The sequence below is a fragment of the Enhygromyxa salina genome, from assembly GCF_002994635.1.
Classification (GTDB): Bacteria; Myxococcota_A; Polyangia; order Nannocystales; family Nannocystaceae; genus Plesiocystis; species Plesiocystis salina_B.
This window is the reverse complement of sequence record NZ_PVNL01000001.1, coordinates 12,960-37,196: the sequence shown is the minus strand read 5'-3', so window position 1 is coordinate 37,196 and position 24,237 is coordinate 12,960. Positions and strand designations below refer to the sequence as shown.

General features: G+C 69.3%; 20 protein-coding genes. 11 read left to right on the top strand and 9 right to left on the bottom strand.

Translation table 11 applies throughout. The features are described from left to right. Positions 1 to 272 precede the first annotated feature (272 nt). The gene (locus ENSA7_RS00165; protein ID WP_106087146.1) at positions 273 to 1,358 is read right to left on the bottom strand and encodes a hypothetical protein; all 1,086 of its coding nucleotides are present in this window, start codon (positions 1,356 to 1,358) and stop codon (positions 273 to 275) included. 206 nt (positions 1,359 to 1,564) lie between these two features. On the opposite strand from ENSA7_RS00165, the gene ENSA7_RS00160 reads away from it, so the two are divergent. After that, entirely contained in the window at positions 1,565 to 2,836 is a 1,272-nt protein-coding gene (locus ENSA7_RS00160; RefSeq protein WP_106087145.1) for a lipopolysaccharide biosynthesis protein, read from the top strand. Positions 2,837 to 2,839: 3 nt separating this feature from the next. Here the strand turns inward: ENSA7_RS00160 and ENSA7_RS00155 are convergent, their stop codons facing one another. Next, entirely contained in the window at positions 2,840 to 3,958 is a 1,119-nt protein-coding gene (locus tag ENSA7_RS00155; RefSeq protein WP_181232812.1) for a GNAT family N-acetyltransferase, read from the bottom strand. Positions 3,959 to 4,053: 95 nt separating this feature from the next. On the opposite strand from ENSA7_RS00155, the gene ENSA7_RS00150 reads away from it, so the two are divergent. After that, the gene (locus ENSA7_RS00150) at positions 4,054 to 6,147 is read left to right on the top strand and encodes a hypothetical protein (protein ID WP_106087143.1); all 2,094 of its coding nucleotides are present in this window, start codon (positions 4,054 to 4,056) and stop codon (positions 6,145 to 6,147) included. 7 nt (positions 6,148 to 6,154) lie between these two features. On the opposite strand, the gene ENSA7_RS00145 is transcribed toward ENSA7_RS00150, so the two are convergent. Further along, on the bottom strand, positions 6,155 to 7,771 hold the full coding sequence (locus ENSA7_RS00145; protein WP_181232810.1) for a polysaccharide-degrading enzyme: 1,617 nt from the start codon (positions 7,769 to 7,771) through the stop codon (positions 6,155 to 6,157). On the opposite strand from ENSA7_RS00145, the gene rsmD reads away from it, so the two are divergent. From rsmD to ENSA7_RS00110, 6 genes are all read left to right on the top strand, one after another. Continuing rightward, positions 7,770 to 8,486 (top strand): 16S rRNA (guanine(966)-N(2))-methyltransferase RsmD, encoded by a 717-nt coding sequence (rsmD, locus tag ENSA7_RS00135; protein WP_146157150.1) that lies wholly within the window; start codon positions 7,770 to 7,772, stop codon positions 8,484 to 8,486. The two genes, ENSA7_RS00145 and rsmD, sit on opposite strands and share 2 nt — an antisense overlap. After that, entirely contained in the window at positions 8,483 to 9,703 is a 1,221-nt protein-coding gene (locus ENSA7_RS00130; protein WP_106087140.1) for a pyridoxal phosphate-dependent aminotransferase, read from the top strand. The genes rsmD and ENSA7_RS00130 overlap by 4 nt, the downstream gene beginning before the upstream one ends. Positions 9,704 to 9,777: 74 nt before the next feature. Then, a complete protein-coding gene (locus ENSA7_RS00125) occupies positions 9,778 to 10,890 on the top strand; it encodes a 3-deoxy-D-arabino-heptulosonate 7-phosphate synthase (RefSeq protein ID WP_106087182.1) in 1,113 nt (370 codons plus the stop codon). Positions 10,891 to 11,040: 150 nt separating this feature from the next. After that, positions 11,041 to 12,774 carry a tetratricopeptide repeat protein gene (locus ENSA7_RS00120; protein WP_146157149.1) on the top strand — a complete coding sequence of 578 codons (1,734 nt, stop codon included), beginning with the start codon at positions 11,041 to 11,043 and terminating at the stop codon, positions 12,772 to 12,774. A gap of 80 nt (positions 12,775 to 12,854) precedes the next feature. Continuing rightward, on the top strand, positions 12,855 to 13,688 hold the full coding sequence (locus ENSA7_RS00115) for a hypothetical protein (protein ID WP_106087138.1): 834 nt from the start codon (positions 12,855 to 12,857) through the stop codon (positions 13,686 to 13,688). A gap of 161 nt (positions 13,689 to 13,849) precedes the next feature. After that, positions 13,850 to 14,881 carry an alpha/beta hydrolase family protein gene (locus ENSA7_RS00110; RefSeq protein WP_106087137.1) on the top strand — a complete coding sequence of 344 codons (1,032 nt, stop codon included), beginning with the start codon at positions 13,850 to 13,852 and terminating at the stop codon, positions 14,879 to 14,881. A gap of 312 nt (positions 14,882 to 15,193) precedes the next feature. On the opposite strand, the gene ENSA7_RS00100 is transcribed toward ENSA7_RS00110, so the two are convergent. From ENSA7_RS00100 to ENSA7_RS00095, 3 genes are read right to left on the bottom strand one after another with little or no spacing between them, the layout of a single operon-like run. Then, a complete protein-coding gene (locus ENSA7_RS00100) occupies positions 15,194 to 15,421 on the bottom strand; it encodes a hypothetical protein (RefSeq protein ID WP_146157148.1) in 228 nt (75 codons plus the stop codon). 45 nt (positions 15,422 to 15,466) lie between these two features. Next, entirely contained in the window at positions 15,467 to 15,703 is a 237-nt protein-coding gene (locus ENSA7_RS41915; protein WP_181232808.1) for a hypothetical protein, read from the bottom strand. A 50-nt stretch (positions 15,704 to 15,753) separates the two neighbouring features. Beyond that, a complete protein-coding gene (locus ENSA7_RS00095) occupies positions 15,754 to 16,146 on the bottom strand; it encodes a DUF6531 domain-containing protein (protein WP_146157146.1) in 393 nt (130 codons plus the stop codon). Positions 16,147 to 16,733: 587 nt separating this feature from the next. Here ENSA7_RS00095 and ENSA7_RS00090 point away from each other — a divergent pair. Next, a complete protein-coding gene (locus ENSA7_RS00090; protein WP_146157145.1) occupies positions 16,734 to 17,423 on the top strand; it encodes a tellurite resistance TerB family protein in 690 nt (229 codons plus the stop codon). A gap of 3 nt (positions 17,424 to 17,426) precedes the next feature. Here the strand turns inward: ENSA7_RS00090 and ENSA7_RS00085 are convergent, their stop codons facing one another. From ENSA7_RS00085 to ENSA7_RS00075, 3 genes are read right to left on the bottom strand one after another with little or no spacing between them, the layout of a single operon-like run. Next, positions 17,427 to 19,817: a hypothetical protein gene (locus ENSA7_RS00085; protein WP_106087132.1), complete on the bottom strand. Its 2,391-nt coding sequence runs from the start codon at positions 19,815 to 19,817 to the stop codon at positions 17,427 to 17,429. 6 nt (positions 19,818 to 19,823) lie between these two features. Next, positions 19,824 to 20,684, bottom strand: a complete 861-nt coding sequence (locus ENSA7_RS00080; RefSeq protein ID WP_106087131.1) for a DUF4159 domain-containing protein — start codon at positions 20,682 to 20,684, stop codon at positions 19,824 to 19,826. A 30-nt stretch (positions 20,685 to 20,714) separates the two neighbouring features. Next, complete coding sequence (locus tag ENSA7_RS00075; RefSeq protein ID WP_106087130.1) at positions 20,715 to 21,350, bottom strand: TetR/AcrR family transcriptional regulator; 636 nt, start codon at positions 21,348 to 21,350, stop codon at positions 20,715 to 20,717. 158 nt (positions 21,351 to 21,508) lie between these two features. Here ENSA7_RS00075 and ENSA7_RS00070 point away from each other — a divergent pair, with 158 nt between their 5' ends. Then, the gene (locus tag ENSA7_RS00070) at positions 21,509 to 23,140 is read left to right on the top strand and encodes an alkaline phosphatase family protein (protein ID WP_106087129.1); all 1,632 of its coding nucleotides are present in this window, start codon (positions 21,509 to 21,511) and stop codon (positions 23,138 to 23,140) included. Between the two features lie 162 nt (positions 23,141 to 23,302). Next, entirely contained in the window at positions 23,303 to 24,223 is a 921-nt protein-coding gene (locus tag ENSA7_RS00065; RefSeq protein ID WP_106087128.1) for a hypothetical protein, read from the top strand. Positions 24,224 to 24,237 lie beyond the last annotated feature (14 nt).

The window sequence follows — 24,237 nt, the reverse complement described above, 5'->3', positions numbered from 1 at the left end:
AGTCTTGAAAAACTGGTATGATGGGACACGTTTCGGGCGCACGCATGACCCCGGTGACTTGCGGCCCACGGGCCGGTATCCGCACGAAAATCACTCCAGGCGCCCGGTTGTCGGGATTGCGAGGGGCTCGCGCTGCGGTCGCGCCGCTGTAATTTGCGTGATATTCGCTGAGCTGATCAATGTTGATAGTTGCCCTGGCATTGGCCACTGGTTCCCACCGGGCAACTTGCTGTCGCCGAGAGCTTTTGGTTTGGCCGCGCGAGCGGATGTGGTCAAAGTCCGTCGTGATCCGCGACCGGAAACCGCCACGCGTCGGCGTCATGGACCGGATCCTCGCGCTCGCGCTCGCCGGCGGAGGCGGTCAGCAGCGCGAAGCGTTCGCCGCTGTCGAGGTACCCGGCTGCGCGCGCGAGCTTGGCGACCCCGGGTCCGAGTGAGTCGAGCAGGAGTACGGCTTCGGCCGCGCGAGCGTGCGCGCGCCGTTCGATGCTTCTCAGCAGCAGCGCGAGCGTCTGGGGGTCGTCGTCGCGCGCGGCGAGCTCCATGACCACGCCCACGCGCACGCCACTCGGACGCGTGGCCACACGATAGACGGCGACGCCGATGATCACCCCGGCTTGGCACAGGCCCAGCATCGTGTAGCCAGCGTCATCGGTCGCTGATCGGTAGCGCGCGCACAAGCTCTCGCTGTCCCACGCACGCGTGACCGTTCCGGCGCGCGAGCGCATCAGCAGCTGCGCCACGGCTTCGCTGTCCTCGGGCAGGCTCAGCGTGACGATCGAGCTGCCCCGCGGGGGACGGGGCCGCCAGCCCGGCACGCGCAGCGGCAGCCCGGCCACGAGGTCGAGCGGCGCGGCGATCCGAACGGCCAGCGCCGGGAGCCCGAGCTGCTTGGACACCAGCGACAGCGGTCGCAGCGGCTTGACGCGCACGACGTAGCGGGCGAGCTCGCGCATGCCGACGCGTCGGTACCTGTCGAGCGACCGAACATGAGACTCGCCGAGATCGAGGGCCAGATACACCCGCGTGATCCCGGCCTGGTCGAGACCACGCAGCATCGCCCGGCCGAGTCGCGCGTCGAGCTCTTCTTCATCGTGCCCAGGATCGACAAACAGCTCGGTCCAGTACCCAGCGTCGATGATCGTTGCGCCGACCTGCAGGCGCCGGAGCTCCACGCAGCTGATCGCAACCACGCGCTCGGCGGTCACGCCGACCCACATGCGGATCCGAGCGGGGTCGAGGTCGAGCAGGACCCGGCGCGTGCCGAGGTACGGACCGGCGAGCCCCTCGCGGGCGCCAAGCAGCTCCGCGAGGCTGGGAAGGTCGCGCTCGCTGGCTTCTCGGAGCTCCGCTGTCACGGCCGTGAGGGCTCCTGTGCGACTGGCCGTCTCAGCGCGCACGACCCGGCGCCTGGCCAGCGCCGTACGAGCCGCGGGTTTGCCCGTAGACTGAGCGAGAGCGCGTCTTTGTCCGCGCGCAGCACTGGTTCGCCCATGCCCGCGATGATACCCCAGTCTATCTGCGCAGCCATGACCACCGCCAAGACGCAGGCCCACCGAGGCCCATGAGCGAGACCCCGGACTCGGTCGGTCGCAGCCTCTCGTGGACCTTGCTCGGGGAGCTGAGCTTCGCCGCCGCGCAGTGGCTGGCGTTGATCGTCGTGGCCAAGCTCGGCTCGCCCGAGGCGCTGGGTCGGTACTCGCTGGGTCTGGCCGTGGCCACGCCAGTCATCATCCTGGCCAACCTGCACCTGCGACCGATCTACGTGGTCGACACCCGGGCGCGCTGGGGCTTCGCGGACTATCTGGGCCTGCGGGCGATCCTGTTGCCGCTGTCGCTGGCCGTGACCGCGGGGGTGTGTCTGATCCGCGGCTGGCCGTGGGAGGTGGCTGCGGTCGTGGTGCTGCTCGGTGTGATCCGGGTGGCGGGGAGCGTCTCGGACATTCTGTATGCCCGCGCGCAGCGGGCCCAGAAGATGGACACGATCGGGATCTCGCGGGCGGTGCAGGGCGGCCTGTGGATCGGGCTGCTCGCGCTCGGGCTCGCGGTGGGCGACGAGATCTTTGCGCTGGCACTCGTCGCCGTCGGGCTGACGCTGCACACGCTGCTCTACGATCGGCGCAAGGCCGCGCAGGTCGAGGTCCCCGACGATCCAACGCCTGGCGATCGATCGCTGCGGCCCCGCTTTGATCCGGTCCGGCTGCGCGGGCTGATCTGGGAGGCGCTGCCGATGGGCCTCGCGGCGGGGCTGCTGGGCCTGACCGGCAATGTCCCGACCTACGTGCTCGAGGACACCCACGGGCTCGAGGCTGCCGGGTTCTTCGCGGCGGTGCTGTCGGTCATTCAAGCCAGCGGAGTGGTCAACGTGGCGCTGGGTAACGCGGCGATCCCCAAGCTCGCGCGCCTGTCGATCGACGACGCCCGCGGGTTTTGGCTGCTGCTGGTCAAGCTGCTCGGCTTGGTGGTGGTGCTCAACGGGCTCGGGGTCGCGATTGTCGCGGTGATCGGCGACGCGTACCTGCGCTACGCGTACACCCCCGAGTACGCGGTGTACCTGCCGGAGCTGGTGATCGCGTCGATCACCGCGGTGGTGTTGGGGCTGGCGAACATGCTGTCGCAGACCCTGACCGCGCTCTCGCGCTTTCGCCTGCAGCTGTGGCTGAACCTGGCGGCGCTGGGCTGCTCAGTTGGGGTTGGGCTGTGGCTGATCCCCACGCGAGGGATCACGGGGGCGATCGAGACGCTGCTGGTGTTGGCCGGGTTTCGGTTGCTGCTGTACCTGGTTGCGAACCTCGCGGTTGGTCCTCGCGCGCGGCCCCGTGGCGCGCAGGCCTGACGCTCACAGCACGTCGATGTCGCCCCAGCTCAGCTGCCAGCGCTCGGGCTGCAGCAGCGCCTGGTCACCGTCGCCGAACACCCGCGCGCCAAAGTAGAGCTCCTGCGGAAATAGCCGCTCGGGCAGCGGAAGATAGGCCTGACGGAGCAGGGCCTGGCGATAGCGCGAACCAGGCCCAGCCATGGCGCTGGCGAACGCGCACCCTCGGTCTCGCGCGTGCTGCTCGACGCCGTGCAGGAGGCTGGCGAGCGCGCCCGGGATCTCGAGATCGACGAGCAGGTCCATGACGAAGGCGCACAGACCCTGCTCGCGCTCGGCGAACGCGAGCACGGCGTAGCCGGCGACCTCGCCATCGGGGCCGTCGACGCGCAGCCGCAGGTAGTCCGACTCGGGCCGGGCGTCGTAGCGCCAGGCCAAAAACTCGTGATCGCGGATCACCCACGCGCCATGCTGAGCCTGGCAGCGGGTCCACAGCCCGTCGGCCCAGGCCTCGAACTGCTCGAACTCCCCGACCGTGAGCGCCTCGATCCCACGCAGCCGCGCCGCGAGGGCGTCGACCAGCGAGGGCGCGCGCGAGACCTGGCGTGAGGCGACCGAGAGCAGCGGACCCAAGCCTGGACGCCCGAGCTTGTCCGCGACGAACTCACCCACGTCGAGGGCCTTGACCAGCACGGGCGTGGGCATGACGACCCGCCAGTCCAGGCGCTTCTCGAACCCGTGGATCGAATTGGCGTTGGGGAACCCGTAGACGCAGGTGAAGCCATTGTCGATCAGGCGCGCGTAGCTGGCCTCGGCGCTGGCCGTGAAGATGCCCTGCCGGCCGTAGTCGGGGTCGGTCATGGTGTCGAGGCTGAGCGCGGCGAGCTGTCGCTCGCCGTTGCACACCAGCCTGCGCGGGGAGATCGCGTATTGGCCGACGAGCTGCTCGCCATCCCAGACCAGCTCGATGACCTTGGGCCCGACCGGATTGGCGGCGAATTTCCAGCGCCAGTGGTCGAGGCTCTCGCTGGCGCCCATCGGCTTGGCGAACACGCGCTCGAACAGCGCGACGATGCGCCCCTCGTCGCCGTCGACGTAGTCGGCGATCGTCCACCGCGGAGATCCTGGTTCGGAGTCGCTCACGGCCACGATGTTAGTCCTGGTCGGTCGTCCGCGCGACCGCCGGTCACGGCTCGCGGTCGCGCGACGGCTCCCCGTGCGCTCGTTATACTCGGACCGTGGCCGCGATCCTGCGCAGCGTGCTGAGCCTGCTGGTGCTGCTCATCGCGCTGTGGCCGGCGCGAGCGGGGGCCAGCCCGGGGTTCAGCGAGACCTGCGAGCAGGCCCTGTCCAAGGACCAAGTCGACGAGCTGCTCGATCGGATGCGGCCGATCGCGGCGGCCGGGCCGTGCTCGCTGGGCCGCGTCGACACCTCGCTGTTCCGCACCGAGATCGAGTGGATCAGCGAGGCCGGGCCTCACACGGCGCTGCTGGGTCCGCGCGGGTGCGTGCGCGAGCCGACCCACGAAGGGGCGGACCTGGCCTACTACGCGCCGCCCGAGCTGGGCGAGCGCTGCCCGGCCGCGGTCGAGCTGCTGCGGGCGTTCGTCGGTGACGTCCGCGAACAGCTGGCGCCAGTGATGCCCGACCAGGTCGCGGAGATCAGCGACGTGACCGACGGCGAGGCGGACGAGAGCCTCGCGGGGGTCGACGTCGCGGATCCGCTGGTGGTCGCGAGCGTCGCGTGGCTGGCTGCGCTGGGGTTGGGCCTGGTCGCGGCGGGGCAGCGCTGGCGCGAGCTCGCGGGCGACGAGGCGGCGCGGAGCCACGCGCGCCGCTGGGGGATCGCCATGGTTGCGGTGTTCGTGCTGGCGTTGGTTGCTCGGTTCTGGGTCGTGGCGAGCGTCGGCAACTGGTACGGATCTTTCTTGCCGCCCGCGGGCGTCGGCGAGCTGCGCTTTGGTGCCAGCGCGGCGGTCCTGCAGGCGAGCGTCCGGGCCCTGAGCCCGTGGACCGTGAACGTCGCGTTCGCGCTGGCGCGGGTCGTCGGGGCGCTGGCGGTGCCGCTGGTCGTGTTGTTGGTCCGGCGCCTGGGTGGCTCGCTGAGCGCGGGGGTCGTCGCGGGCGTTCTGCTCGCGCTCGCGCCGATCGCCGTGCGGCTGTCGGCGTCGAGCTCCGAGCATGTGCTGGCCGGGACGCTGGCGCTCGCGGCCTGGGTGGTGTGGCTGCGCGCTGCGGCCGATCCTCGCGTGGTCCCGCGGATCCTGAGCCTGGTGTTGGTGGTGCTCGCGGTGCTGACTCGGGTCGACTGCTGGCCGCAGCTCTCGCTGATCGTGGTGTGGTCGGTGGTGAGCCCGGTGTTTGGGCAAGATCGCGTGACCTGGCTGGCGCCCGCGCGACGCTTCGCCGACGCGCTCTACTTTGGGGTGTGTTGGGCTGCGCTCGGGGCCTACGCCTGGGTCCGCCTGGTGGTGCCGAGCAACCACCCAGGCCCCGAGCTCGACGGGATCCGTGACGCCGCCAAGCTGTTGGTCTCGCAATTTTGGGTCGCGACGATCACGCCGCCGCACTGGATCTCGCCGCTGTGTCTTGGCCTGGCGGTGGTCGGGATCGGGCTGGCCGCGTGGGCCAGGCGCTGGCGCCTGCTGCTCGGCGCGGTCCTCAGCCTCGCGCTGATCTTCATCCCGATCGGCCGCAACCTGACCCACGACGGGCTGACCGGGGCCCGCTACTTCGTGCTGGCGCTCCCGATCTTGGTGCTGCTGGCGGCCCAGGTCGGCGAGGCGGCCAGCGACTACCTGCAAGGTCCGCGGGCCGGACAACGGCGGGCCTGGCTGGGCGCTGGTGCGCTGGCGCTGGTGGTGGTGGAGAGCGTGGCCGCGCGGCCGGGTTGGCGCCACGTGTACACGTTTCAGGCCGAGTACGTGTTCTTGGCCAAGCAGCTGCAGGGGCGCGATCTCGACGGGTGCACGCTGTGGTTCGTGCGCCCGCGTCAGGCCACCGACGAGCCGGATCTCGACTGCTGCCTGGCCCCGGATCGCTCACCGCTGCGCTTGCTCGCGCCGGACCTGCGGTTTCGCTCGATGCCCAACGACGCCGAGCCCGACGACGCGCACGGCTGCCACCTCTACTACGAGGGCTCACTGTGCGAGATCGATCCCAGCTTGGCGCCGCGTGCCCCCGAGACCGTCGCGCGGATCCTGGATCAGTGCGATCGCCTGCGTCGGCGCGCGGGCGTGCTGGTGCTCGGCCGCGAGCAGATCACCTCCGACAGCCTCGGTCAGCGCTGGCAGGGGCCGCCGGTCATCGAGCTGATCGGCCGGTTCGAGTGACGGCGCGTCAGCCTTCGTAGGCGCCGATGTCGAGCTCGCCGTCGTCGACCCGCGGCGCGCCGCTTCGGTGCTTGATGTAGGCCCAGGTGGGGGCGGGCACCTGATCGGCGAGCGGGCCCGCGACGTCGCGCAGCTCGCTCGCGGGCGCCGGACCAAAGTCCTGGCCCGCGAAGTCGACGAACCCGGGCTCGGCCCCAACCACGTTGCCACCCAGATCCGTCACGCTCCCGGTCAGGTTGTCGTGGGTATCCGTCCAACCCTCGACCAGCCAGTTGTTGCGCAGCTCGAGCTGGCCCGTGCCGCTGGTCATCGCCAACGTCGCGCCGCCAGCGGTCACGTACACCACATTGTTGCGGGCGTCACAGGTCTCGTCATTGCTCGACAGCCGCATCCACGTGGTGTTGCCGTTGCGGGTCGAGATCACCGTGTTGTTGTAGAGGTGCAAGGTGCCCTTGCGGTAGTAGGCCTGATCGCCGAGGTCGCCGCCGTAGTGGAGGATCTGGCTGTTGCCGGCCCCATCGGGCTCGACCAGCACGTTGCCGTAGACGTAGGTGCGGGCGTACTCCGGCAGCGCGACGAGCTCGTCGTGGTCGCTCTCGACCAGATCGAGCTGGCGATTGCCGGCTTCGATCCAGTTATAGCGAATCACCGTACCCGCCGAGCGATCCTTGAGGTTGTTGCCGCCGCAGTCCGGGCACGGGGGCCCGTAGTGATTGAACTCGAACGTGATGCGGACCGACTCCGTATAGGAGTTGTGCTCGTAGATGCTGCCGGGCACCCCGTTGTCGTGGACGTAGTTGCACTGCACGTGGACATCGGACGACTGCGATCCAGTGAAGATCCCGTTGCCGGACCAGCTGACCTCGTTGTTGCGGAAGAACAGGTGGTCGCCCCACTCGACATACAGCGCCGCCGCGTTGCCCGAGTAGGCTTGGGTGGCGCCGCCGGAATTGCTGAAGCTGTTCGACGAGCTCGCGTCGCGCAGGTCGAGGTTCTCGATGAAGATCCACGAGGCCGCGTCACCGCCGGGGGCATCGGCGCCGCCGATCTTGATCAGGCCGCGCGGCTGATTCCAGAAGCTGAGCTCGGACCGGGTCTTGGCGCCGTCACCCGAGATGACCGGGAGCTGGCCGTTCTCGGGCACGCCGGTCACCACGATCGGCGCCGCCTCGGTCCCGGCGGTGTTGATCACCCACTTGTCGCGGTACGGCTGCTCGCGCCAGTGAATCCGGATCAGCGAGCCCGGACCCAAGGTGTCCCAGGGCACCGCCGAGGGATCTTCGTAGGCGTGGCCGGGGCCGACGTCGTAGACCGCGGCGAATTCGGCGGGGTCCCAGTCCGTGGGGGTGCAGGGATCTCCGGTTGGGTCGCCGTCGCCGTCGCCGGTTGGGTCGCCATCGCCGTCGCCGGTCGGATCGCCGTCGCCATCACCGGTCGGGTCGCCGTCGCCATCCCCGGGATCTCCATCGCCGTCGCCGGTTGGGTCGCCGTCGCCGGTTGGATCGCCGTCGCCATCCCCGCTCTGACTGGTCTCTCCGCTGTCGGCTGGCCCACCGTCGTCTCCGCACGCGGCGACGAGCGGGATCAGGAGCAGCAGGGCCAGCGGTGATCGAGGTGAGCGCATGGCCGCGAGGTTACAGGGAGCCGAGCAACGCGGGATCCAAGCTGGCTCACGCAGGCGACTTTTCACGGGCGCGCCGGAGCGCTACAGATCGGTCGTGCAGCGGATCGTGTCCGGAGCGCTTCGGGGGCGGCGACTGTTGCCGCTGCCCAATTCGATCACCGGTGTGCGCCCGAGCTCGAGTCGCGTGCGCAGTGCGATCTTCGATCGACTGCAGCGCGAGGTCGTCGGCGCGCGGGTCCTGGATCTCTTCGCCGGAACCGGGGCGCTCGCGATCGAGGCGCTCAGTCGTGGGGCAGCGCACGCGATCTTGGTCGAGCAGCAGCCACAGCTGTCGCGGTTCCTCACTCGCCAGCTCGACACGCTGGGCATCAGCGGCCGCGCACGCGTCATCCAAGCCGACGCGCGGGAGCTGCTCGGTGACCGCGGCGGCCGGGCAGGGGGGCGCGCAGCTGGTCTGGGCCCAGGCCGCTTCGATCTGGTACTCGTCGACCCACCCTACGAGCAGCTCGATCTCTACGCGGCGGTCCTCGACGCGCTGGTGACCCACGAGCACCTCGCTGACGACGCGGTGATCGTGATCGAGTACCAAAAGCACCGGGGACGGTCGCCCCAGATCCCGTTCCCCGCCAGCTTGCACAGCGAGGCCGTGCGCGACCACGGCCAGACCGCGCTCGAGTTTCTCCGCCACGTTCCCTCGCAGACGAGCCTTCCATGACCAGCCAACCGTTTCACCCCCTCAACAGCAACGCGGTCGCTCGCTCGATCAAACCCTCGGCGACGCTGGCGATCTCGGCTCGCGCGGGTCAGCTCCGCGCCGCCGGCCGCAAGATCTACAACTTCAGCGCGGGCCAGCCCGACTTCGCGCCGCCCGCAGCGATCGCGGCCGCGGTGACCAAGCGCCTGGTGAACGCGCCCGTTGGCTACGCGCCGGTCCCCGGCCTGCCGCAGCTGCGCGAGGCCGCGGCCGCCGAGCTCGCGGCCTACCACGGCATCGCGATCTCGGCCGATCAGCTGATCGTTTCATGCGGGGCCAAGCACAGCCTGGCCAACCTGTTCATGGCCACGCTCGATCCCGGCGACGAGGTGGTGTTCTGCGCCCCGTACTGGGTCTCGTACCCGGAGATGGTCCAGCTCGGGGGCGGCACCGCCAAGATCGTCTCGTGTCCGCGCGCTCAGAACTTCAAGCTGACCCCCGCGCAATTGCGCGAGGCCGTCGGGCCCAAGACCAAGTACTTGCTGCTCAACAGCCCGTCCAACCCCACGGGGGTGGCGTACTCGGCCGCCGAGCTGCGGGCGCTCGCGCAGGTCCTGGCCGAGCACGCGCCGCAGACGTGGATCCTGACCGACGACATCTACCGCAAGCTGACCTACGGCGAGCCGCACGCCTCGGTGGTCCGCGCGGTCCGGGGGATCCCGGGGATCGAAGATCAGATCGTGATCGTGGATGGCGTGTCCAAGAGTCACGCGATGACCGGCTGGCGGATCGGGTTCTTGGTCGTGCCCGAGCCGATCGCCGACGCGGTCGTCGCGATCCAGGGCCAGATGACGTCGGGTGCGAGCACGCCCGCGCAGTGGGCCGCGATCGCAGCGGTGACCGACCCGGCCGCGAACGCGGAGGTCGAGGTCATGTGTGAGCGGTTCGCCGAGCGTCGCCTCGCGATGATCGCAGGGTTGCGCGCGGCCGGGGCCGAGCTCGTCGAGCCGGACGGCGCCTTCTACGTGTTCCCCGACTTCTCGGCCCAGTGCGGCGAGGGGGCTCGGTTCGCCGATGATCTCGAGCTCGCCACGTTCCTGCTCGAAGACAAGGGCCTGGCCACGGTGCCGGGCTCGGCCTTCGGCGCGCCAGGCCACCTGCGCCTGAGCTTCGCGTGCTCGCGCGAGGACATCGAAGCCGGGCTCGAGCTGCTCGGCCAGGCCTTGGCCCAGGCCTGAGTCGATCGCCGCGCGGGGCGGTCGCGCGGCGGCGGGCTTGCGTGCGCCACGTCGATCCTGGACGCTGCCCCGAGATGATCATCGAGGTCGAGAAGGGCAACGAGACCACGCTTCAGCAGATCCGCGATCTCGCGGCCCGCTGCGGCAACAAGGTCGAGGTCGAGGACGCGCCGCTGTTCGTGACCGCCTGCGTGGTCGGGGATACGCGGACCTTCGAGACCCGCGCGGGCTACCTGCGCGGGCTGCCTGGCGTGCGCCAGGCGTGGGCGGTTGCGAGCGACTACAAGAACATCGCTCGGGTCGTGCGCAGCGAGGACGGGCGCGCGCACATTCGCGAGCGGCGACCGGTCGAGGTCCCCGGGCTCGACGGCTTGGTCCGGCGGATCGGCGCGGGCAAGCACGTGTTCATGGTCGGGCCCGACTCGGCGCAGGAGCTCGAGCAGGTGCTGGCGATCGCCAAGCTGGCCAAGTCGATCGGCGAGCGGTTTGGCGTGCTCGATCGCATTATCTTGCGCGGGGGCGCGTTCAAGCCCCGCACGCGGCCCACCGACTGGCGCGGGCTCGGCATGAAGGGCCTGGCGATGCTCGACGCGGCCCGCGAGGAGACCGGGCTGCCCTACGTCACCGAGGTCATGGATCACAACCTCGTGCCCGAGATCGCCGCGCACGCCGACATGCTGCAGATCGGGACCCGCAACGCCCAGAACTTCGATCTTCACGAGGCGGTCGGGCGCTCGCACAAGCCGGTGATCCTCAAGCGCGGGTTCGGCAACGAGGCCAAGGAGTGGTTCTTCGCCGCCGAGTACATCGCCAACCAGGGCAACCTCGACATCGTGCTGTGCGAGCGCGGCATGAAGACGCTGTATGTCAAGGGTGGGTACTGCCGCTTTCACCCGGATCTGAACGTGATCACCCACGTGCGCAAGCAGACGATCTTGCCGGTGATCTTCGATCCCAGCCACCCGGCGGGCGATCACCAGATCGTCGGGCAGAACATGATCGCCTCGCTCGGGTACCTGGTCGACGGGACCATGACGGAGACCCTGCACACCGAGAGCTTTCGCCAGCAGCAATTGTGCGACGCCGCGCAGGCCCTCGACATGGACAAGTACGCGAGCCTGGTCGAGGCCGTGCTGCGCTTCGAAGAGCACATCCAACCGGCGTTGCGGGCTGTGTCTGGCGAGTGACGATTTTCGCTCGAAGCTCGCGCGATTTTTCCCGCTGAAGCGGCGCGGAACTGAACCGGATCCGGCGCTCCGCCGGAGATTTACTGATCTATAGGACGGGTTCCTCGGCGTGATTTGTAATACGAAAACGGCAGCGATATAAGGGTGATCATGCAGCTCAAGAACCGCCGTCTGTTGCCGCTGAGCTTGTCTGGGCTGCTGCTCGTCAGTGGCTGTGCGTACTTCAAGAACTCCCAGAGCAAGCTCGAGGAGGCACAGATCGCCCTCAACGCGGGTGACGAGGCCACGGCCGAGGCGCTGTACCGCGACACCATGCGCTCGAAGGGCAAGGACTCCGTCGAGGCGCGGGCGCTGCTGGTCAACTTGCTGATCAACCGGGGCGGCCGGCTGATGAGCGACGGCAAGCCCGACGATGCGATGGGACACCTGCGCGAGGCTCTGTCGCTCGACGCGACCCGCGACGAGAGCCGCATCGCCTACGCCCGCGCGCTCATGAAGGTCGAGCGCTACACCGAGGCGATCGACACCCTGATGGAGGGCAAGGGCTGCCGCGGCTGCAAGACCATGATCGCGGTCATCTACCTCGAGCGCGGCCAAGCTGGCGTGCGCGACGGTGAGTACGCCGACGCGCTCGCGGACTTCGAGCTCGCGCTCGGCATGAACCGCGATCCAATCACGGTGCTGAACAAGGTCGACGTCTACACCCTCGGTCACTACGGGACCGGGGCCGAGGCGGTCGGCTACCTCGATCACGCCCAGCGCCTGATGCCGCCCGATCAGGTCGGTGCCCAGCAGGTGTGGTGGGACAAGCGAACCGCGATCATCTACAACGCCGCGCTCGCTCACGAGGACTCGGCGATCTCCGCGGCGCTCGCCCTGCCTGATCCACGCAAGAAGGTCGACGCGGCCCAGCGGATCATCGACAAGTTCGAGCTGAGCATGTACGCGGCCTCGCTGCAGATCTACGCTCGCGACTACGACCAGGGCACCGAGCGCGGGCTCGCGACCTACGCCGAGGCCGAGGGGGCGATCCCCGACGCCGAGCTCGCCAAGCTGCGCGAGACCCTGATGAGCTTGTTCATGCAGCGGGCGGCGATCCACCTGGCCGCCGACGAGGACGCCGCGGCGCGCAAGATCCTGGCCCAGGCCCTGGAGCTCGATCCGGGCAACCGGACCTTGAGCTTTCAGAACATCATTGCGACCGCCGCCCGCAGCACGGGTGAGGCTCGCAAGCTGCTCGCCAAGTGGGAGGCCGACGAGGCTTACCCGCGACTGCGTGCGCTGCTCGAGCTCGTCTATGTCCGCAACATGATGGGGATCGGTCAGTTCACCGCCGCGCGAGCCGGACTCGAGCGAGCCGAGCGCTACGCCCCCGATCTGCTCGACAACCACCTCGCGCGCGCCGAGCTCGAGGCCCAGACTCGGTTCGAGGGGCTCAAGACGGTCTGGTACGAGCGCTACCGCGAGCTCGAGACCTTCAGCTACCCCGCCGGTCGCATCAACTACTACGGTCGGGCGCTCGCCCAGGTGCGCTTCGTGCAGGCCGCCTACGACGACGCCGCGGCCCGTGACTACCTGCGGATCCCCGCGTTCGAGACCCGGCTGACGCAGCTCGAGAAGACGATCACGGAGTTCTACCCGTACGACGCCGTGCTCGCGCCCGCCGACAAGCCCGACATGGCCGGGCTGCTGCTCGATCGCAAGGAGAGCGGCGAGTTCGAGGTCAAGATCGCCGGGCCCAAGACCGAGCACGTGATCAAGGTCGCCGGCGAGTCACAGAGCGAGCTCGAGCTCGGCACGCCCGGGCTCGCGGTCGTCAACGCGCCGACGGGGCCCAAGGCGGTGTTCGCCGAGCCTGGCGTGAAGATCATCGTCGGCATCTAGAGCACCGACTAGTTCGAATTCACGACGCCAGGCACATCTGGGGCCGCCCTCCTGGTTCCTGTTCCAGACTTGGAATCACAATGACCAAAGCCTTCCCGCCGCGCGTGCACGTGCTCCTGGCCCGCAACGCCGAGGTCGGTGTCGTGCTGCGGCGCGGGCCATCCAAGAGCGTGTGCGCGCTGCTGTGGAACCGCCGCAAGGACACCTTCGAGCTGGGCCAGTGGCTGCGTGGGCGCATCTATGAGCGACGCGCTGACCTGTCGCCGGATGGCCGCCACCTGATCTACTTTGCGATGAACGGGCGGTGGGGCTCCGACACCGGCGGGTCGTGGACGGCGATCTCTCGGGCGCCGTACCTGCGCGCGCTGGTGCTGCTGGGCAAGGGCGATTGCTGGCACGGCGGCGGCCTGTTCACGGGAAAGGGCAAGTACTGGCTCAACGATGGATATGGGCACAAGCCAATGCGCGGATCATCGGAGGTCACGCGCGATCCATCATTTGTACCTTCGGCGTGCTTTGGCGGCGAGTGCCCTGGCGTGTACTACGTCCGACTGCTGCGCGACGGGTGGACCCTCGTCGAGGAGACCGGCGTCAAACACGACAGGTGCACCGTGTTCGAGAAGCCGTTGCCGCGCGGATGGGTGCTCCGCAAGCGCGCGCACGAGCAGATCGGCGCGCCGGTTGGCCACGGATGTTACTGGGACGAACACGAGCTCGAGCACGCGGCGTCGGGCCGGTTGCTGGCGTGGCCCGACTGGGAGTGGGCCGATCGGGACGCGAGCTCGCTGGTGTTCGCGCGCGGTGGCTCACTGTATCGCGTGCGCTTGCCGGACCGCGCCGGGCTCGGTGAGCCGACGTTGCTCCGCGACTTCTCTGCGATGCGCTTCGAGAACGTCCAAGCGCCCTACGGCTGAGTCACGGCTGATTAATGCAAGTCGGGGTAACCCGGGGTCCTACCGGCTGTGAGCCGGAGCCGCAGAGTCGTTCAAGCGGCTGCCAGCTGGTCAGCCAAGCCGAGATCGGCCGACGTATCGCGGAGGCATCGCGGGCGCCAGCCGCGTGATAGGGTCCGCCAATGCTCGCTCGACGTGCGATTGTGCTGGTTCTGCTTGGCTGTGGCTGTTCCGCTGAGCCAACCCCATCTGGTGGGTCGGACGAGTCGGGCGAGAGCGCCGACACGTCTGCCGGTGACGCCAGCTCGACGGACGGCGCGAGTGAGCCATCCGACTCGTCCGACACGGATGGGAGCAGCGACGGCGCCACGACCGACCACCCGAGTGACACCGGCGAGACCGACGGCGAGGAGACCGGCGAGACCGGCGAGACCGGCGACACCGGAATGGAGCTGCCCGAGGGCAGCCCTGGCTGCACCGCGCTCACCAGCCTCGAAGAGGGGGAGCAGCAGTTCATGCTCGACGGGCTCGAGCGCCGCTACATCGTGCGACTGCCAGAGGGCTACTCGACGGACCGTCCTTGGCCGCTGGTGTTGGCGCTGCACGGCAACGGTGGCAATCCCGACAATTGGGACACCTTGGGTGGCGACACCGACATCCGCACGGCGTTTCGCACCGACGCGATCATCATCATCCCCGAGGCCATCAACAACGCGTGGCGTGACTACGACAGCCCCGCAGACAGCTGGCCGGCCGGCATCGAGCTCGAGCTGAATTACTTCGACACGATCGTCGAGACCGCAACAAACCAGCTGTGCATCGACGAAGACAACATCTTCTCGATGGGCTTCAGCGGCGGCGGCTCCTTCTCCGGCGTGCTCGGTTGCCGACGCGAGTACATCCGGGCGATCGCCGTCGGCGGCGCCGTCATCTACTTCGAGCCAGAGCAGTGTGTCTCGACTCCAGCCGCGTGGGTCACGATCGGCGAGCTCGAGTTCAACGCGGGGCGGGAGGCGTTCCGCGACTTCTTCCGCACCCTCGCGGGCTGTGAGCCCACGTCGATGGGCAGCGCGCCCGAGGGCTGCGTGGCCTACGACAATTGCGGCATGGATACCCCTGTCACGTTCTGCTCTCACCCCGGCGGCCACGTGTGGCCGTCGCTCGGCACCGACGCGACCAAGGCCTTCTTCGAGAGCTTCTACGCGGCGGAGTGAGGCTGCACGCGCCAGGCGGTGTGCTCGACCGGTCAACCGGTCAATCGGTCATCGGTTGTGGGATCGCGGCGAGCTGGTCGAGCGGCGCGTCCATGCTCGGCCAGCGCTGAGATGGCTCGCGCGCGAGACCGCGACAAACACCACCGGCATGCAGGCCGGGCTCGCGGTCGTCAACGCGCCGACGGGGCCCAAGGCGGTGTTCGCCGAGCCTGGCGTGAAAATTATCGTCGGCATTCAGCGCCGCGGACGCGAGGTTCGTCCGGGTTGTGCACGCACGGCGACCCGATGGTAAGGTCGCCACTCCTCGGAGTCTCACAGGTCAGCCAACGAGTGACGGACCTCGTAGGTGGTGCCGTCGCGCGTGTAGCGAATCGTCGAGATCTCCGTATCTCGGTCGACTAACAGCCGAGCGCCGACGAGATCCTCATATTCTGGGCTGAGCTTGCCGTAGAGCCCCCCGACAATCTCGTACTCACCAGACTCGACGAGATCGAAGTCAGGGCCACAGGGGCCACAACTGGCGACCTGACCCGAGCCCACCCATATGAGCGCAAATACAAGCCAGGTTGTCACACGGTCAGCCATCTACTTCACCCTCTGTAGCTCGAAGCCTTCGTTGTTGAGGTGCAGCTCACGCGGACCTTCGAAATAGCTGAAGCTCAGGTTTGACCATCGCTCGAGCTCCTCAGTCGCGTCACCAGGCCCTTCGATCACCTCGATCACTGGGTCGATGAGATCGAGATGCTCGCCCGCCAGGCACGCTGGCGCGCTGTGAGCGGGCTCGGTGTATGTTGCTGTTGCTGTAAATCCGGTGAACAGCAACGCGATGCGTCGTGTCACGCAAGGACGACCCTTTGTTGATATTGTCGACTTCATTCTCCATATCCTTTCCAACTCGATTGAGCGGTGACGGCTGTCATGGGACAGTTGTAGCTGTGGTCCCAGTTGTTCCCAAGCGCCGCCTGCCCCGCGGCCAGTCCCAGGCGCGAGCGATAGCGGCGGGCCCACACCAAGTCGAGCCCGATCGAGCAGCCATGGACCCTGAGATCCACGACGCGCTCGTGGAATTCCCCGGAAAACAGATACCCAGCCTGTTCCCGCGGGCAGACTCCATTTGAGCAACGATCGAAGGGATGCGGCTCGCCGGGCGCCTGGCTGGGCGGCTCGAGCATCGAGACATCTGGTGCACCGCGCAGCCCCGATCCGGGCAGGTCCGGGCGATCCCCACACCCGCTGAGCAGCACGCCACACGCGGCGATGGCCACGCTGATCAACCGCTGAAGAGCACCCATCCTCGAGGCAATCTGCCACGCTCGGAACCCCGACGAAGTGCCATCCGCATGAGTCGAGCCCGCAACTTTTCTCGTCGTTTCGTACGAGGCTGAGCCCATTGTGCGTTCTCGTTTGGCGCGGCCGCCGAGTGGGTGCAGGGCTCCCTCACAGCTTGCTCGGCCCGACTCACCTCGTGTCGCTGCAGCCGCTGCAACTTCGCGCCGACCGAGCGCTTGGCTTGGCTCCGTTGCGCTTGCGAGTCCGTCGCCGGCCCGACGGCTCGAAAATACCTGACGGAGCTCGGCTCGGATCCCATCGTCCTCGCCGCTGATGTCGTCTCACGCATCGGCGTGAGCTGGCCAGGACACGGCCGAGAACCCGAACCCGATCCATCTGCCGCCGCCCCGGCGGGCCGGCAGCGCGAGCCAAGTCGCCACCCCACCGTAGAGCCGGGCGGTGTTGTTGCTCACGCGGGCGTGAGAGCCAGCTGCCGCCTCGCTCGCGCTCGTTCGCCGAGCGCAGCGGCGCGGTGCTGCCCACGCACGCCGAATTCGTCCTACCATCGGGGCGAGAGCCGACGATGAGCCAGCGTTGCCCCTACTGCCATGAGCGCGACATCGAGACGGTTGCGACGATCCCCTACGTCCGCGGCATGGTCGTCGCCCACACCCTCGGCGTTCGCAAATTCATGGGCTGCCGTCGCTGCGTCCGGCGGGCGATCTACAAGGAAGTGGGGGTCTCCTCCTTGATCGGGTGGTTCAGCGTGACCGCGGTCGTGCTCAACCCGATGATGATCACCTACGGCGCGGTCCGGGGGCTGTTCGTGCGGTCCGACGAGGCGGGGGTCAAGCGGGCCCTCGAGCAGGCCGGGATCCCCGATGACGGCGCCGAGGCGGATCCCCTGCGCGTGGCGTACGGCCTGGCCGCGGCCATGATCGCCGCCGACGGCAAGGTCGAAGACGAGGAGGTCGCGGTCACGATCGAGGTCGGCCGCCAGCTGTTCGTGGACTTCGTGGCCGACGACTTTTTCAAGGTCCTGGCCAACCACAAGGATCTGCCGGGCGTCTCGGAGCTCGCGTTCTTGCTCGGCGGGATCCTCGAGGACAAGGAGAAGGGGCTGGTGTTCGGCTATCTCGCCGAGATCGCGGCCTCCGATGGGCACGTGGCGGACGAAGAGAAGTTGATGCTCGAGGAGGTCCGCACCAACCTCGGGATCGCCGAGTCGGCGACGCTCTCGTTCGCGCGCGGGCAGCTGCCGCCCGCGGTCTGACGATCAACGCTCGCCGATCCGCCGACGCAGGACCCACTCGCCGCCGAACGCCGCGATCGCGACCAACAGGGCGATCCAGCTGTCCCACAGCGGGACATCCTCGCGGCCAGTCGCGCTGCGCTCGAGCGTGTCGAGGTCGGCGAGCTTCAGCGCGCTCGGGAGCTCGTCGCCGTTGATCGCTTCGATGAACTCGCCGCCGCTGCGCTGGGCGAGGTCGCGCAGCAGCGAGGTCCCGGGGTCCGCGTCGACGAGCGCGAGCTCGCGACCGCCTGCTCCGATCAAGAACACGCGTCGCGCCGCCTGGCCCAGCTCAGCTCCCTCGTCGTCGTCGGGCTGCTCGCGGTCGTCGGCTCGCCACGCCGTGGCTTCGTAGGCGCCAGCCGGGAGGTCCTCGATCCGGGTCGTGGCGCGGCCGAGCCCATCGGTGGACAGCTGACCCTCGGCGGCGGCAGCTTCGTGCGCGCGGGCGGGGTCGAGCGGGCGGACCTGGTAGTCGACCACGACCGCGGGCTCGGGCGCGTAGCTGGCCGAGAGCGTGCGGACCGAGAGCTCGACCGGATCACCGAGGGCGTGCTCGGTCTGACCGATCTCGAGGACCAGCCGCTCGGCCGAGGCGTCGCGCAGCAGCCAGCGCACCGCCCCCAGCCACAGCAGATCATAGGGGCGGGCGCCGTCGATCAACGGCAGATCCGGGGCGAAGCCAAGCCGCCAGGTCGAGCCAGTGGTCAGGGTGACGACGCGACCCTTGCCGGGCTCGGAGACCGCGAGCAGCGGCATCAATCGGGTGTCGGCGGCGTGGCGCTCGGGGTGGACCAGCAGCGCGGTCGCGTCGACCTCGGCCCCGTCGCGTGCATGGTTTGCAGGGTTGAAGCTGTCGAGGGCCGGCAGCCCATGCCAGTCCCCGCGCCCCGATGACCCCAGCCACGCGGTGATCGGGTGGCGTCGGCCGGCCTCGGTCAGCTTGGGCGCGAACGGCTTGCGATCGAGCTCGAGCGCGGTCCGCATGTCGATCGGCATGAGCTTGGTGAACTCGGGCACCGCGAAGTCGCCCGAGCCGAGCCCGAGGTCGCCGCCGATCACCACCAGCGAGCCACCCTCGCGCACGTACGTGGCCACGTTGCCGAGGTAGTCGCCGTGGGTCGCGGCGTCGAAGTTGTGCATGACCAGGAGATCGAAGCTGCCGAGCTCCTCGCGGAACAGCTGCTCGGTCGGGAACGCGATCAGGCTCAGCGGCGCGGTCTCGTCGTCGCGCAGCGTGTCCTCCATGTCCCGCAAGATGTAGTAGCTGAGCAGCTCGACGTTGGGGTCGCGCTTGAGCAGGGTCCGCAGCGCGCGGACGTCCCAGTCGGGGCGGCCGGCCACGTGCAACACCCTGACCTTGTCGCGCAGGACCTTGATCACGAACGCGCGCCGGTTGTTGGCGACGCTGGCCTCGTTCGCGAGCGGGGTCACGGCGAACTCGTAGACGAACTGCCCAGTGCGATCGGGCGCGACCTCGAACCGGAGCTCGCGCTGCTCCCCGTCGGCGTCGAGCCGCAGCTGCTTGGTCGCCACGGGCTCGCCATCTCGCAGCAGCGAGACCTCGGCCCGCTCACCCTCGCAGCCGTGGGCCACGAGCACGGCCGAGAACTCGGTGAGGTTCTCGACGAACGCGAATTCACCCACGTGCAGGGCCGAGATCGAGACGTCGCGGATCGTTGGCCCGCCCGCGGCGACGCTGGTGACCGGCACACCCAGCGTGTCGACGACCGCGGCGAGGTGTTGGGTGCCCGCGCGATCGTGGGTGACCAGGCCGTCCGAGATCACCACGACACCCGCCAGCGGCGCGCCCTCGCCCGCGTCGGCCTCGGCCAGCTCCACGAGCGCGTGGGTCAGCTCCGAGGCCCCGCCCGTGGGCTCGAGCTCCAGCGCGTCGGCGCTGGCGCGGGTCAGCGCCGTCACGTCGCTGGCGAAGCCTCGCACCTCGACGTCGACGCCGGCTTCACGCCAGTCCTCGCGGGCCTGGGCCGCGGCCGACCACAGCGCGCGCACCCGATCAAACCGGGCGGTCGTGGCTTCGCCGGGCTTGGCGTCCGCGGGACCGTCGGCCAGGGCCATGCTCGCCGAGTGATCGATGAGCACGACCACGCGCCGACTGGCGCCAGCATAGGTCTGGATCCGCACGCCGAGCTCGAGGACCACGGCGAGCAGCGCGAGCACGGCCAGCACGCGGAGGCCGACGACCGCGGCCAGGCCTGCGCGGGCGCGCGGGTTGGGCTTGCCCGAGCTGCGCGCCAGCCCCCGCCGGACCACGCCGACCAGCTCGACCAGCGCCAGACCGACGCACGCGATCACCAACAGCCACGCCAGCAGCCCCGGCTCGTGCCCGATCGTCAGGCTCCACTCGCGCTGCATCAGAGCTCAGCGGCCCCTTCGGCTCTGCATCAGGGTCTCGACGTGGGCACGATCGGACTTGTAGTCGGTGCAGGTCGCGTAGAGCAGGATGTTGACCGCGAACCGGATCGCCCACTCGCGCTGAATGCTGCCGCCCGGGGTGCAGTTCCAGCGGTAGTACCCGTCGTCACCCCGCGCGAGCGCGCCGCCGAGGTCGTTGGGCATGACCAGGATCTTGATCCGACCCTCGTCCTGGACGCCGAGCACGTGATCCTGGGCGCGGGTGCGACCGGCCGGAAAGTCGATGATGTAGAAGCTGCGATACAGCACGTGGTCGGCGCCCACGCGCGAGAGCTTGGTGCCGGGCAGCATCGCGCCGACCAGCGCGTCGACGTCACGGCCGAACCCAAAGTCCGCGCCGCCGTCGGCGTCGTCGAACACGATCATGCCGCCCAGATCGACGAACCGGCGCAGCTGACCCTCGGCCTGCTCGTTGCCGACCAGGCCCGGGAGCCCGCCGCGGCCGGCGATGTACACGAACGGGGTCTGGAACAGCTCGGCGGGATCGAGGCTGACGATCGAGGGATCGCGCATTGGCGCGAGTCGAGTGCGCAGGCGCAGCTCCTGGCCGAGCTGCCGCAGCGCGCCGGGCCGGGGGTTCCAGTCGCCGCCGTACTCGAGCTGGGGGAGGTCGAGCTCGAGCTGCGGGCCGCTGCGCGGCGCGAACAGGTCGAAGCCGAGATCGTCGTACTCCTCGAGCAGATCCGGCGGTGGCTCGGGCCGGCTGGGCGGCGCGGCCCGGGCGTCGCGTGCGAGCAGCATCGCGCCGAGTCCACCCGCGGCGTGGAGGAAGCGCCTGCGCGGCCAGGGCGTGGTGCGGCTTCGCATGCGGGCGCGACTATAGCGTTCCCACCCTCGCTAGGCACGGGCTGGGTTCGGATCGGGGACCGGCGTCGCGAGGTGCTCGACCATGTCGAGGCACGCGAGGCTGAGTCGCTCGAGCTCCGCGGCCTCGAGGGTGTCGAGGCGCTCGGCGATCCAGCGATCCGTGTGGACCAACAAGCCGAGCACCGCGGTCGCCAAGAACGACAGCGGGATGTCGCTGCGGACCGCGCCGACGGGCTGGCCAGCCGCGAGGGTCTCGGTGCACCAGGCCTCGGCGCGCTCGATCAGCGGGCCGAGGATCTCGGAGCTGCTGCCCTCGCCGTAGATCAGGCGAGTCAGGTCCGCGAGCTCGGGCATCGCGAGCATCTCGAGCATGGCTCGACCCGTGAGGGCCCGGATCTCGCGCCAGAACCCCGGTGCGTCGTCGAACGGTCCGAGCTCGCCAGCGGCGTCGGCGAGCTGCGCGAGCACCCGCTCGATGACGGTGCGACACAGGTCCGCCTTGTCGGCGAAGTAGTAGTACATGGCCCCCTTCGAGAGGCCCGCCGCCTTGATGATCGCGTTGTACGAGGCGCCGGAGAAGCCGCGCGCCGCGAACTCGGTCCGCGCCGCCGCCAAGATCGCCTGCTGGCGGTCTGGATCGAGCTTTTCAAACCGTTGAAGGGGCATCTGTGGGGGTTCTGGGTCGCGCTGGACCGCGGACCGACCGTGAGTTGGACCAGCGGTCTGAAACCGTACCCGCGGCCCCGAGACCGGTCAAGCGCGACGCGTCAGCGATTGCGACCGGTCAGCGAGAGCGTGGTGGCCAGCCCGCGAGATGAGAACTCATGTTAGACGAGCGCATGGCCTCGCTGCCCGTTCGAATTCGCCGTTCCCGTGCTCGAGCTCGCCGAGCGGGGTCAGGCCCGTCAGGCTCGAGCCTCGGTGTCTCGCGGCGTCGCGCGCTGCAGGGCCTGGGCGCGTGGGTCGGGGTTGCGACGGTCGGCGCGTGCACGGACTCGGGCGCTGACGGTGGCGGCGAGTCGGACGCTGGGAGTGGGAGTGGGAGTGGGACTGGGAGTGGAAGTGGCACGGGTGACGGCGATGGCGATCTCGACACCGAGACCGGAGACTCGAGCACCGAGACGGACACCGAGACCGGAACCGACACCGACGAGGGCGGCTACGAGCTGTGCGAGTCGAGCGATCTCAGCCCCGCCGATCTCTTGTCTGGCATCGATCACATCGTGGTCGTGATGATGGAGAACCGCAGCTTCGACCACTACTTTGGCGGCTTGTCGCTGGTCGAGGGCCTGCCGGTCGACGGGCTGACCGGGGCCGAGACCAACCCCACGATCCAGGGCGCTCCGATCAGCGTGGCCAACACCCGGCTGTGGGTCCACGACGAGGATCCGCCGCACTCGTGGAATGCCTCGCACGCGCAGTTCAACGCGGGCGCCAACGACGGGTTCGTCACCGAGTTCGAGAGCAAGGGCGCCGCGACCTTCGCCGAGGTCATGAACTACTACCTGCGGCCGCAGCTCGGGGTCTATCACGCGCTGGTCGACGAGTACGCCCTGTGTGATCGCTGGTTTTGCTCGGTCATGTCGTCGACCTGGCCCAATCGCTTTTACCTGCACTGCGCCGACTCGGCCGGGACCCAGTCCAACGATCCGATCGAGGGGGTCGCGAGCATCTTCGATCAGCTCGCCGACGCGGGTGTGTCGCATCGCTACTACTACGCGAACTTGCCGTTCGTGATCACCTACGGGACCCCCGGCGACGCCGAGCACGTGGTCCACCTCGGTGAGTTCTTCACCGACGCCGAGAACGGCGAGCTGCCGAGCTTCTGCATCATTGATCCGGTGCTGACGGCGGGGCCCGTGATCGGCAACGATGATCACCCGCCGGCCGACGTCCGCGACGGCCAGGCGTTCGTCGCCCAGATCTACGACGCGCTGGCGGCCAGCCCCAACTGGGGACGGACGCTGCTGGTCGTCACCTATGACGAGCACGGCGGCTTCTATGACCACGTCCCGCCGCCGCTGACCGTCGATCCGCACCCGGGGTTCGAGCAGCTCGGGTTTCGGGTCCCGAGTTTGGTCGTGGGCGGGCAGGTTCGGGCCGGCTGCGTCAACGGGACCGTGTTCGATCATGCTTCGATCGCGGCCACGGTCGCGGTCCGCTGGGGGCTGGCGCCGCTCAACGAGCGGGTGGCCGCGACCGCGGATCTGTCGAGCTGCATCGACCCGGACTTGATCGACAACCCGCGGCCGCCGATCGCCCTGCCGATCGTCGTGGCGCCCGCGGATCCGACCGTGTTCGTGCCCGGGGCCAACTTCGGCGGGCAGCTCGAGCTCGCGGCGATGGTCGCCAAGGGCCAGCCCGGGGGCGATCGCGGCTGGATCCGGGCGTCGCGAGACAGCGTGGCGATGCTGCGCGCGCGCATGGCCACCCGCGGGCTGATCCGTCCGGCGTGAACGGACGCGGACCCACGCGAGCAGCCACGCGATCGCGAGCAACAGCCCGCTCGGTGGTTGGGATGTCGTCGCGCAGCCTGCCTCGGGGCGCTCGGGTGGCGGCGGTTCGACGCACGCGGGGCCGGGATCGGGGCAAGCCAGCACCGCCACCCGGGCGGGCGCGTGGCCGACATACTCGCGCCCGAGCGCGTCGACGATCCGGGCGCGGATCAGGATCTCCGAGTTCGCGGCCGCGGCTGGCGCGACCACGCTGAGGTCCAGGGGCCCGTCGGCGTCCGCGGTCAGCGTGGCGAGCGGCTGCCAGCTCAGCGAGGGCGCGAACAGGGCCCACTCGATCGTGATCTCGGCCGGGCCGTACGCGTCCACGCAGGCCTCGAGCACGATCGCCTCGCCGGGCGCTGCGGCCTGCTCTTGCCCGAGCAGCGCCACAGCCGGCAGGTCCTGCGCGGGGTCGCTGGGGTCGTCGAGGATCTTCACGAACCCGGGCCGCTCGCGCCACAGGTTCAAGCTGGGCTCGAAGGTGTAGCCCGCGATCGTCCACACGCCGCGCTCGACCGCGCTGGTGTCCCAGTCGACCCCGGTCGCCGCCTGCTCGAAGCTGATCGGGCGGCGATCGTCATCGGCCGTGATGCGGGTGAAGCAGCCGGCCCAGACCGTGGTCTCGTCGAGGATCTCCCGGTAGGTGACCGTGTCTGGCTCGAGCAGGCCGAGCTCGACGCTGCGCTGAACGTCGTCGCGGGTGATCCAGACCGGGAGCAGCTCGGTCAGCGGGTGCTGGCGACACAGCGCGACGAACTGGTGCGTGCGGCTGTCGGGCAGCTCGTCGGGCCCGATCGTCGTGTCTTGCGCTGGGATCCCATACTCGAAGTGGGCGATCGGATCGACGCTGCGATCGATCACGCGCCCGCACGTCGTCGGCCACAACACGGGCGTGCGGACATGGGCCTCGTTGGCGGCGTGGACCGACCCCACCCCAGCGCCGGTCACCAGCGCGGCGGCGACCAAGGCTCCCGCCAGCTTGTGGTGCAGCGCCTCGCGCCTGCGTGGGATCGCGCCGTGCACGACCTCAGCCTGCAACGCTGACCGGACCCGAGCAA